Source organism: Polaribacter irgensii 23-P (assembly GCF_000153225.1).
GTDB classification, from domain to species: Bacteria; Bacteroidota; Bacteroidia; order Flavobacteriales; family Flavobacteriaceae; genus Polaribacter; species Polaribacter irgensii.
In genome coordinates, this window is sequence record NZ_CH724148.1 from 2,140,232 (window position 1) to 2,152,311 (window position 12,080).

The following is a 12,080-nucleotide window of genomic DNA, read 5'->3' on the forward strand; positions in this document are numbered from 1 at the left end:
ACAAGAAGAGTACCTGAGAATAGATTTAAAATTTGGAGTAACGATTAATAGCAATAAGAAAAAAACATCTCATACATTTTACGGAGACTTCCAAAACCTTACCGATAGCGATAATATTTTTGCGAGGAAAGACAACAGCACTACCAATAGCGTTGAATAAATACATCAAAATGAATTTTTTCTTTGATTTTGGTTATACGTTTCAGTTTTTAAAATGCTGACGGAATGATATTAAAGAATTACATGAAGATCATTCTTCTTTATGATTAGAGAGCTTATGGTACGCATTTTATCGCGTGAAATGAACTAAACATTACACAGTTTACATACACGTAACTTATGGTGTAGTTGAAAAATAAGATATCAATCTCTTTTGCGTATTTATTAATTAAGTTTAAAATATAAAATATAAAATACAAGAATATGAAAAAATAGAATGAATCGTTTAAAGTCGTACAATAAGTAAAAGCAGTAATTTTAGTGCAACAATTGCTTTTCAATATATGCGCTAGCCTTATGTGCTATGAGCGTTGGGTAAAATCAAGGCTTTTTTTTCACCTTCTTGAAAAATGAGTTCTAAAATTTTCTTCTACAGCTGTTTATTGCACACGCTTTTTACGAGCTTGTATCGAGCGCAGTCGAGAGGACGTAGGAGTGATGTGACTTGTGTGAAATGGATTTAAGTTATTAAATCTATATTCAATAAAATTGTCTCAGCGTTTATAAAAAACGCTAAGACAATTTTTAGGATGTTATTAAAACTCGCACGATTGTTTAAACTGCACGTATCTTGCATCGTACTGCAAAAATAGAGATGGCATTTGCCACGACAAAAGGGTGTCTTTTTTTATTTAAAAAGTAAAAAAGCAGAAATCATTTCTGTTCCGTTGTATTCCAATCCCTTTGTTACAGTTCGGGTCGTTTCGTCATAAATATACACATTGTTTCCTTCGGTTTCAGTATTTCCAATGATCGCTACTCTGCCATCACCAAGAGACTGCATCATATTTCTAGGATATTTAGATATTGGAATGTCCAATTTAGTCGTTTCTTTGGTCGTTAAATCTATTGAATGGTATTCAATTACATAGCCTCCTTGATAATCTGCATATTTGGTTATTAAGTCACTTCTAAATACTTGTACAATGGCTTTATTGTTGCCAGCATAAACCATTCCTCCTGTATGGTTTCCATTAAATTTTGCAGACAAGTCAAAGAAATAATCATCAAATTCAGATTCTCCAGCGTTGATTTTTACAATTCCTGAGGGTATCGATTCGTTTCCTACCCAATAATTTGTATTACTCGATGTAATATATAAATCACCATTTTCTGTAATTGCATGCGATGAAACTACGCTAAATCCTAAACCAGCTGCCTTGTCCGTCGTAATTACTTTTTCAAGTTCTAAGGTTTCAATATTGTAAATTGCGATTGATGCAGTATCATAAGGAGCCCATTTTGCACCTGCTTTAAAATAAGGGACAAACAATTTGTTGTCTTTATAAATATACAACGAAGGAGACGTTAAATCTGTATCTTCAGAAGGTAAAACAATACTTCCTGTGCTGTCTTCAGTCATGGTTTCTAAATCAATAATTTGATAGATTGCAGATGCGCCAGCAGCAGATCTCGCTCCTGTGGAAACAATCATTTTATTGTCTGGTAAAAAAGCGGATACAGGTCCTCCACTAATTCCTGTGTTTTGCATCGAAGCTATTTCTGAAAATACGCCAGTATCATCGATTTCGTATTTCGTTAATTTTGTCTCAGAATTTAAATACACATACCCATCTTTACCGTTTACCACAAGATTGTAAGGTAAATCCGGAATTTCTTGTGCTTTGTAAATAGATGCAGTTCCACTTTCTATTTCTTCCAATACATGAAAAGGGTATAGATCTGTTGTTGGTAATGACAGGGCCAAAAGATATTTATAATTATTGGTTGCATCTATTGGGTCAATATCTGTTATAGTGTCATCATTGTTATTACAGGCTAATACGCTACATATTAGTGTAAAAATTAATCCTAGTTTACATACTTTAATCTTCATTGTTTCTATTATTTATAGTTATTGTTTAAAATTTACATGTCTAAAAAAAAGCGGTATTTTACATACATTGCGCTTCCGGGTATTTGTTGTTTAAAATTATCAAAGGCGGTGCTGTTATACATGTTTTCTACATGTAGATTTAAATTGTGTTTTTTATTTTTTGTTGAAAATGTAACGCCAAAATTATTTAAGAACTGTGGAGGAATCTCATTTTTATTAGTGAGTAGCGCAGTTTTTTCGTAACTGATATAAAAAGCGTCCACGTAATTAATGCCGTAATACACAGAGGTATTTATATTATGTATGAGATCCGGAAAATTATAACTGGCATTTAAATTGGCAAAAAACTTAGGGGTATTAGGAAGTTGTTCCTTTTCAAAAACAGCTTCTTCTATAGAACCTGTTTCATAATCTTGATTATTTAATACCGCTTGCCACGTTGCATTGCTGCGGATCTTAAAATTATGTAGCGCATAAGAAACTTCATATTCAAGACCGTTAATAAGTACATCTGGATCGTTTTGGTACCCACTTATAAGTCCTAAAAACTTTAAACGGATATAGTTTTTTACATTTCTCCTAAAAACATGTATTTCATTTTTTAAAAAGCCGTTCTTAAAATTCAGAGTGTATTTTGCACCTAAATTGGTATTGTAACTTGTTTCTGGTACCAAAGTAGGGGAAGAGGCCGTTGACAATCCGTCTCCAAAAATTTCTATGGGTTCGGGCATTCTAAATCCTTTTTCAAAAGATGCTTTTATCAATAAATTGGGATTGACAAAATAGCTAGAGGCAATTAGATATCCCATCTCTTGCTGCTTTGTATTTAAATTTTGTATTTCTCTAGATTGATCTGTAAATGTGATTACTTGTTTGGCAAGCGTCTGTATATTGTAATATTTTGCACCTATTTCTAACTTTAGATTTCCATCAAAATAAGAAGAAGCATGCGATAGCCCCGTAATTGCTTTTTCTAATGTATTGGGGGATGTAAAAGCTTGCTCTTCATTTAAATCGATTGTATTTTTACCCTGCCTAGATACATTGGAATAGTTATGGTTTAAAATAAATTGATGCGTATCAGCTAGTTTATATATTAAATTCGCCCTGTACAATGATTGTTGTTGGTCTGCCACAAAGAACGTTTTATCTACAAGCCTTTCTCCTCTGGGATCATCGACTATATTGATCCTATAACTTCCATCCCAACGATATCTTCTGGAGGAGGTATCTACCGCAACTTGTTTTATCTCATTATAAAGAGCAAACAGGTCTATTTTTAATCGATCATTCAGCAGCCCCGATTTTTTATAACGCATGCGCAGCATTTTGTTCTCTTCTTCTCCATATGCTTGTCCAATAGGCGTGTTATTAAATCCCTGAACTTGTTTATCTACAGAAGCGATGGCGAGGTTTACAAAAAATTCATCTGTCCATTTTGTATTCAAAAATCCAATTCCAACGTTTGTAAACATCGATTTAAATCGATCGTGAAAACGTTCTACATTTCCTGTAACTTCACGATCAACAAGTTGCTCTTTGTTGTCTGCGATAATTGTTTTTGTCTCAAAATATTGCACATCATGCATGGTGTAGTTGTTATCACTATAGGTATATGAGTTGTTTAATTTCACCGTAAATCCATTGTTTTTATTTCTATACTGAGCACTTACATTGAACCGATGCGTATTGTAAGACCCCATACTGTAGGATACATCTACAAAAGAATTGTTTTTTCTTTTGGTCACTAAATTAATAGCACCCCCTAAGGCATCTACTCCCAGATGAACAGGTACGACCCCTTTATATACATCGATTCTGTCGATTAGATTTACAGATATATTATTAATATTATAGGCCGCTCCTTGATTATCCATAGGTATGTCATCTACTAATATTCGGATTTGTTTTCCCGAAAGACCATTTAAGGAGACCCTGTTATTAGATCCAACACCCCCTTTAGATCTAATTCTAACCCCAGATGTTTTGTTTAATATCGCAACGGCATCGGTTGATTTGTTTTGATATTTTTTGATATCTATTGAATGTATATTAAATCCTGTTTCCTCAATAAGCGTTGTTTTACTTTTTCCTACGATGGTTACTTCTTCAATATTGGTGACAGATTCCTTAAGTATAATATGTAAGTGGATTGTTTTTGACTTTGAAAAATTGATGGTTTTAATTTGTTTTTGAAAACCCAAACCAACAATTTCTACACGGTATTCCTGTAGTTGAAGATTGCGAAGCTCAAAGTTTCCTTTCATATCTGTAAAATCTCCAATATGCGTTCCGCTAAGCAATACATGAATATTACTTACAGCTTCATTGTATTCGTTGCTTATTGTGCCCATTATGACTCTAGGAGTCTCTTGACCGGATATTGTTTTTAAAAAAAATAGTGAGATGAAATAAAAAAACAGTAATTTTGAGTGCATTAATTATAATTTAGACTAAATAAGAATAAAGTACAAAAATGCAGAATGTATCTCAATATTTTAAGAACAAATCCGTCAACGACCTATATTATATGACGAACAGCATATTGAAAATAAATTAATTTTTATGCGCATACAAAAGAATTCATGCAGCTATTTCTTATGACAGTGAACATGCTCATTTTTATTAAAAAAAACTGTAAAGAGATTGTATTTCAGTCCGTGGTTACTTTTTTCTTGTATTTAGTGTATGCGATCAATCAGGAAGCGTATTCTGCTTTTACAGATACTGCTCAGAAATTTATTCCGTATAAAATTTCTTTTTTTGCGAATTATATGTTTGCTGCTTATTGTATTAATTATGTGCTGTTGCCTAAATTATTATTTAAAGGGAAACGATTTTATTTTATGGGTAGTGTTGTTGTTTTAATAATTGCTGTCATATTAATAGATGAGTTTTTTTTAGAACAAATTTATTTCCCAAAAACAAGAGGTGCCTATTTTCCTGGCATATTATTTTCTTTGGTAGAAACACTGCCTATTATCATCCTTTTTGTTGGTTGCAAATTTGCGTGGGATTTTGATACGAAAAAAAGAGAGGTTGAAAGGTTAAAACTATTCGTAAAGGAGAGTGAATTACAATTCTTAAAATCTCAGTTAAACCCTCATTTTTTGTTCAATAACTTAAACAATTTATATGCATATGCATTACAAGAATCTCCTAAGACTCCTTCTATCATTTTAGAATTGTCTGCCGTTTTAAGATATATGCTATATGACTGTAAAGCAGATTATGTTGCGCTTCACAAAGAAATAGATCATTTAAAAAGTTTTATTGCATTATATGAATTGCAGATAGGTAGTAGGGGGGTGATTGCTGTTTCTTTTAACAATCTTTCTTCTGGTTATTCTATTGCGCCTTTAATATTGATGGTGTTTATAGAAAATGCGTTTAAACACAGTACCTCCAGTCAGTCTGTTGATTTAAAAATCACTGTTGACATGGCTGTTTCTAAGGAGGGTGTTTTAACGTTTAGTTGTAAAAATGACTATTTAGATAGTAGTAATACAGACAATCTTGCGCAAGGGATAGGTTTGGAAAATGTACAGAAAAGATTGAATTTACTGTATCCAGAAAAGTTCAATCTAGAAATTACAGATATCAACAACCGTTTTGAAGTTGGATTGAACATGAATTTATTAAAAAAACAAGAATGATCCATTGTATTCTTGTAGAGGATCAAATACCTGCACAATATATTATTGAAAAGTATATTTCTGATACAGATAATTTAATCCTAAAAGGAACTTTTACAGATACGATTAGTGCCAATGAGTTTTTAAAAAAGGAACCTATTGATTTGATTTTTTTAGATATTCATCTTCCCAAAATATCGGGAATAGAATTTTTAAGAACGATAGAAAATGGTCCAAGAGTAATTTTAACGACTGCTTTTTCTGATTATGCTTTTGAAAGTTACGAGCTGAACGTTTTAGATTATTTGTTAAAACCGATTCGCTATGAACGATTTTTAAAAGCAATACTAAAATTTCCTTTGCTGAATAACACAGTTACTGAGAAGTCTATTATCGTAAAAGTAGGTCACGAACATATAAAAATTAATACGGATGCGATTCGATATATCAAATCAGATGCGGACTATACAGAAGTGTTTACAGTCGATAAAATTCATTTAAGCACCGACTCTTTAAAACAATGGTTGGAAAGATTAGATCCCGCTTTTTTCTGTCAGATACACAAGTCCTATTTAATAAATATGAAGCATTTAGAAAAGGTTGCTGGAAATGTTGTTTTTTTAAAGAATTTAAAATTGCCAATAGGGAGGTTCTTCAAGAAAAAATTTATGAAGCGTTTTCAATAATCTATCCGCTAAGTCCTATAAATTAGACCTCCTAAAATTGCTGGTAAAATTTCTATGATATTTCTTTTTATCAATTTTTTAGGTTGTTTTTAATTATAGGGAACGTGATTGTATATCATTTGTTGCGCGTTTTAAGCGAGTATTTTATTAAATAATTACCGACCAAGAAAGTCTGCGAGGACATTCGTAGATAGGCGAGAACCAGCAATTAATTATACATGGTGTTGTGTTTTCGTACTTTATTACCCTATTTCTTTTATTCCTATTTTCTTTAAGTATTCAAATGTTCTATCGTAAAATTCACTTGGTCTTGTATGGTCTTGGGTACTGCTTTCTGGAATAAAAATGACCATTCCTTGTCGCGCTCTGGTTAAAAGAACTCTGTATGTGTTTTTAAGATACTCTTTATCTATATCTTTATTAATATTCTGCCATTTTGTTCCTTTAAAATTTTGGTATTTCCAATCAGTATTATTCATGTAAAAATTACCACCCCAAGCAACACATGCCCAATCTATTTCAAGTCCTTGGATATCGAATTCAGTTGCAACTTCTTCTAAAAAATATGAAGATCGTATATCTTGACTGTTGTTTAAGAACCAATTTGGTGCCGAAATTTCATTTTTAACGTCTATTCCAAGTGGTCTTAATCTTCTTGCACCAGATGAACTGATTAAACCTATTCTTTCACTTCCTTTTGCTTTATTTCTTAACCAGTCTTTTGCTTTGTCAAGATTTCTTGTAACAATAATGGGGTAATGTTCCCTTATTTCTGAATATATGTTTTTTGCATTTTCCGTTTTGATATTAAGTAATTCGTGTATAAATGAAGATAATTTTTCAGATCTAAATGACCTTATAGATATAGAAAGGTGTAATTCAAATTCACTTATACCATTTTTAACTAACCAGTTTTTTGAATTTTCAGATTTTAGATAATTATCACTATTTAAGATTGAATTTGAATAATGAATGTTCCAATTTGGAAAATGATTTTTTAAAGAACTTATCCATTCTTCCAAGCCTGCTTCACCAGTATTTATTTCTTGGCCTCCTCCGATTAAACAGACAACAGTACACCAATCAGAATGTCTGTTCATCACGTCTATCAAAAATTCTGGCTCTGACATATCAAAATCTTCAACTCCTTTTTTTCTTTTCATAAATGAACTAACTTGATGTTTCGTCCAAGCTCTTTGAGCTTCATCAAAAACAACCACTTTTTCAATAGGTGCATTTATTTCATCTTTTAAATATTCGTCTCTAAAGTGATGAATATTTTGAATAAAAGCATTGGCTTTTATTGCTGCTTGCTTTTTTGTAACTTTTTCATTTTTATCTTTAGCTGTTAAAACTTCGTCTCTCGTCAAAGCTTCTCTTAATACATCCACTAAGGGCCCATTACCTGACAAAAAAACTGCATGTTCATTTTCATCCGCTTTCATTCTTTCTACAGCTATATTTAAACCAGCTAAAGTTTTTCCTGCACCCGGCACACCTGTAACAAAACAAATAGATTTTAAATTTTCAGACTTTGAAGTTTCAATTACTTTATTAATACAGTCAGTCGTTTTGGAAAGATTTATTGTTCCAGAATCAGATCGTGTTATTTCCTTTACATTATGACCTTTATACAATGCTTTAGCAGCTTCCACAATGGTTGGTGTTGGTTTGTAAATTGAGTTTCCCCAATATTCAATATTAACTGGTTTACTATTATAGTTTATGAAGGTTTTAAGTGTGTCAGCTATATTGTATTGATTAGATTTTGCAACACTATTATGGTTAATCACATTTAAAATTGGCTCTTTATAGTTTTCTGCATTTGTAGCTACTAAAACGGGAATAAGTTTCAAATGATGACTTCCTTCGTGAAAGTTCTTCAAGTCAATAGTATAATCAATAGCTTGTTCGATTGCATATTTTTCATATCCACCATCACCAACTTTAAATTCAATTACAAAAATTATATCATTTATTATTAAAATATTATCAACTCGTTTCCCCATTCTTGGTATTGCAAATTCAAAATATATTTGACCTTCAAATCCTCTAAGTTGATTTTTTAATATGTTTATTTGTTTTCTCCAAGCATTTATTTGTAATTCTTCAAGACTTCTATTGCTGTGATTTGCTGTTAATTCGCCTAAAATACTCGATTCGGTATCTAATAAATAATCTTGAATGGATTTTGAGTAATAGGCTCTTTTCATAAATATTTTGCTTGTTTATATTTTTTCGTTTTGGCGTGAAATATTACGTGTTTGTTTATTGTTTTTTTCGTTGTTTAATTAACTCATTTAGTAAATAATTATCGACTAAGAAAGTTATAAAGTACTTCCACAAGTAGGCGATTACAAGCTATAAATCATATATGGTATTGAAAAATGTTATTATTCCTAAATTTCCATTTTTATTTCTTGTGGCCAAATAACAAATTGTCCATATTGTCCTTCTTTTTCAATACCACCAAACTCTTTTCCTTTTTTAGTAGCAAACCAATCATCGTTCTTTTTATACATCAGGTTTTTGTCGACAAGAATAGAATTAATTTTCCTGCTACTTAATTCAGTTTCTTGAGATAATTCTTTTGTTGTTTTATAGTCAGATTTTGAAAAATCAGTTTTTGATTTAGCAGACTTTTTCGGACTATATTTTTTTTCCGATTGTAATACTTTTTGTGGTGCTTTTACATATGAAAAATCTTCGCTATTATGAATTATAGACTCAATATCTTTTGTTGCGTCTTCATAAACTTTTCTGTCCTCTTCATCTTCCGTATCAATTAAAATTCCCATTTCTCGATTATTTACTTGAGAAAATTCGTAGAGGTTCATTGAAGCAATTATCATTTTATTTTCGTTCAAATAACATTTTGCGTGAAGATTTTTAGAGAAGTAAAGTCTTACGTATTTCAAGTCTTCTAAAAAGGCCATTTCAGTTGGTGCGAGTTCTTGCTTCCCAAAAATTATTCGGACATCAACTTTTTCTCTTTCTTTGTCATTTAGAAGTTCTTTAACTTGGTCAGAAAGTTTCAGATATGGACTAATTATATAAAGTTCTTTTCGTGCGTCTTTGATTAAATTTTCTAATTCAGCACTTATGCTTGAAGTTCTTAAGTATTTCGCCATTTTTAATTTTAGTTATTTTTTTTAATGTTTTACAACGTCTTTGTATAACGCTAGTTGCTTGTTTTAAAGTTAGTAAATAAGACACAGATTTAAAGTCTGCGAGGACTTTCGTAAGTAGTCAAGAAGCTAGCGATAAATTATATACTTTGTTGTGGCCAGTTTTTATTGTTCTAAAATTTCATCTCGTAAATTCTCTACAAGATTTGAAACTTCACTACTCATTTTTTTGTAGCCACTTGTTATTTGTTCTTGGCTTTTATTTGCTAGGAAGAATAGTTTACTAGAAATTATAAAGAGTAATTTGGTTAAATCAGATTCTGTATCCAGCCTGTTATCCATTAGCCATCGTTCAATTGCATTTTTTGAAAGACCAGTAATCTCGTATTCAAATTTTGCACTATTTACTATTTTTATGACTTCTCTTTGAAGATCTATTCTATTACTAAATTCATTCATATTTTTCTTAATATTAATTGAAACCAATCTGAAATTATTTCAGTTTCTTTGAGTACTTCTTTTTTTTCTAAATCCGTAATTAACTTTCCTGAGCCTCTAGTGGATAATATCCTTGCTCTTTCTAATATTGCGAAACTATTCTTTGAAATATTAAGTTTGTCAAATTTTAAATTCAACGCGGACTTTCTTGAAAAATTAAAATCATTTAAATAGCCCAAAGAATAACACGAAGCAAAATTTCTTATTGAAAGAAATAACATAGATAAATCAAATATGTCAGAATGTTTAGAGTCTTTTAAGGACTCTATTGAATTATAAAACAAATTCGAAAATTTTTCTAAATCTAGTTTCATATTAGTATATGGATTTGGTTTCCCGAAATTTGCTAGAATATTTTCATTGTTGTCTGAATATATAAGTTTTGCTTCTTCAAATAAATGCCAAGCAAAAGGATTTCCTTCTTTCCATAATTCGAACATTCTTTTTTTTCTATAAACAGAAAATTTTTGAGTGTCAAATTGAGTATTGCTGTTTTCATTTACACCAATAATTGCCAATAAATCAACATCTGAATATTTGTCAATTTCTCCTCTACATAAAGAACCAAATAAGTATATATCCATTTTAACGTTTATTAAATCTTTTTAATAGAATAGACATAAAAAGACCGAAGGCTATTATTCTCACAATAAATATGATACTTAAATATATATTAGAATAGTCATGAGGTTTTTCTATACTTAAGAAAATTTGAGGCATTTTAACAAAGGAACTCCAATAACTAGATATTTCGTTAAGATTACCAGAATAAGAAACATCAACAATAGTCATTACTACCCAAAATAAAAAAGCTGAACGAATTAGTTTTATTGTACTTTCTCCATTACCCCAAATAAATTCTTCCATTTTGAATCTAAACCAAGGGAAAAAAGCAAGAAATCTATTCCAGCCTCCGTATTTTTTTCGATAATAAGACTCATTAGATTTCCAGCGTTTCAATAAGTGGTGTTTTTTTGCGTCTAGTTCTATTTTAATTGCCTTATTAGTAGATTCTGCATCACCTAAACCTTGAAAATTTTTCCTTAAAGTTCTTGCGAACTTTAGTTTTAAATTAGAGTATCCTGGACAGCCAGAATCTAAAATCTCTTTATCAATTTGAGTATTTTGAAAAGTAGCATAATCAAAATTACAACCAACAAATGTTGAGCTTAAAAAATTTGAATTTATAAATTTACAACCATTAAAGTTGCAAGAATCAAATACACAGTTTCTAAAGTAGCAATGGTCAAAATAAGTATGACTGAAATCAATATTTTCATATCTGTCGGCTTTTGAACCTACTCTTAGAAAAAACTTATTATGGTAGTTTTCTTCGGTTATTGTGCCATCTATGATTTTATCGATAACTTGAATTCTTCCACTATCCTTTATCATACTTTTCCATTATTTTATTATTCTTGATGTTTCTCTAATTGGCTACAATTAGGGTATAACAGCACCTTTTATCCGTATTTACCCACGTATTGAAACGATAGGCATACAAAATGTTGCTGAATTGTTTCAATATCGGTTGTTTATGTTCGGTTAAAAATCTCATTTTTTTTGTTAATTATTGCCATCGGGTTGAATGCAACAAAATTATTTATTTACAGTTCTTTTTTTATAGCTACTGAAAAAATTTCTTTTCCGTACCATAATGGTAACACCAAAAATTTAAGCGTTTATTCCGAATGAACAGCATCTTAAACTTTGGGTATGTGTCAATAAAAAATTAATTAATTTTTAGAGAAGACTTGAAAGCACGCTAAGCTTTCCGATGAAAAGCCTGTGAAGTTTCTTGAATTCCTTTTAAATAGCCCTTAAATCTAAATAATTATTTTAAAATGACGTCATTTTTCGTTAATTAAAAAGTTTTTTATTCTAAACATTTAAGAATAACGTCTTTTTTGCGTGTTCATTTGTTTAGTGGGTGAGTGGTATACTTCTTTTTGAAGGGGATGGATTCATTTAATGTATTACTTCCGTAAAAGTGTAGTAAGTAATTCAAAATAAATTACTTATAATTTTATATTTTAATTATGAATAATAGAATGGAAGATTATTATAATTTTAATAA

At 30.5% G+C, this 12,080-nt stretch carries 9 protein-coding genes; 2 read left to right on the forward strand and 7 right to left on the reverse strand.

All coding sequences use genetic code 11. The features are described 5' to 3' along the window. Positions 1–847: 847 nt before the first annotated feature. Together PI23P_RS09540 and PI23P_RS09545 are read right to left on the reverse strand one after the other, a co-directional pair. Positions 848–2,056, reverse strand: coding sequence for a DUF4374 domain-containing protein (locus PI23P_RS09540; RefSeq protein ID WP_004570617.1), 1,209 nt, complete (start codon positions 2,054–2,056; stop codon positions 848–850). 32 nt (positions 2,057–2,088) lie between these two features. Further along, positions 2,089–4,410, reverse strand: coding sequence for a TonB-dependent receptor (locus PI23P_RS09545; protein ID WP_004570618.1), 2,322 nt, complete (start codon positions 4,408–4,410; stop codon positions 2,089–2,091). Between the two features lie 231 nt (positions 4,411–4,641). On the opposite strand from PI23P_RS09545, the gene PI23P_RS09550 reads away from it, so the two are divergent. Both PI23P_RS09550 and PI23P_RS09555 read left to right on the forward strand, forming a co-directional pair. Further along, positions 4,642–5,712: a sensor histidine kinase gene (locus PI23P_RS09550; protein WP_238300012.1), complete on the forward strand. Its 1,071-nt coding sequence runs from the start codon at positions 4,642–4,644 to the stop codon at positions 5,710–5,712. After that, complete coding sequence (locus tag PI23P_RS09555) at positions 5,709–6,377, forward strand: LytR/AlgR family response regulator transcription factor (protein WP_004570620.1); 669 nt, start codon at positions 5,709–5,711, stop codon at positions 6,375–6,377. The genes PI23P_RS09550 and PI23P_RS09555 overlap by 4 nt, the downstream gene beginning before the upstream one ends. 242 nt (positions 6,378–6,619) lie before the next feature. Here the strand turns inward: PI23P_RS09555 and PI23P_RS09560 are convergent, their stop codons facing one another. The 5 genes from PI23P_RS09560 to PI23P_RS09580 form a co-directional block, all read right to left on the reverse strand. Beyond that, positions 6,620–8,590 carry a DUF2075 domain-containing protein gene (locus tag PI23P_RS09560; protein WP_004570621.1) on the reverse strand — a complete coding sequence of 657 codons (1,971 nt, stop codon included), beginning with the start codon at positions 8,588–8,590 and terminating at the stop codon, positions 6,620–6,622. 186 nt (positions 8,591–8,776) lie between these two features. After that, positions 8,777–9,508 (reverse strand): phospholipase D family protein, encoded by a 732-nt coding sequence (locus PI23P_RS09565; RefSeq protein ID WP_004570622.1) that lies wholly within the window; start codon positions 9,506–9,508, stop codon positions 8,777–8,779. A 162-nt stretch (positions 9,509–9,670) separates the two neighbouring features. Then, a complete protein-coding gene (locus tag PI23P_RS09570) occupies positions 9,671–9,964 on the reverse strand; it encodes a hypothetical protein (protein ID WP_004570623.1) in 294 nt (97 codons plus the stop codon). Further along, positions 9,961–10,587, reverse strand: a complete 627-nt coding sequence (locus PI23P_RS09575) for a nucleotidyltransferase domain-containing protein (protein ID WP_004570624.1) — start codon at positions 10,585–10,587, stop codon at positions 9,961–9,963. Before PI23P_RS09575 ends, PI23P_RS09570 begins: the two co-directional genes overlap by 4 nt. Before the next feature lies 1 nt (position 10,588). Next, positions 10,589–11,398 (reverse strand): pentapeptide repeat-containing protein, encoded by an 810-nt coding sequence (locus tag PI23P_RS09580; protein WP_004570625.1) that lies wholly within the window; start codon positions 11,396–11,398, stop codon positions 10,589–10,591. Positions 11,399–12,080: the final 682 nt, after the last annotated feature.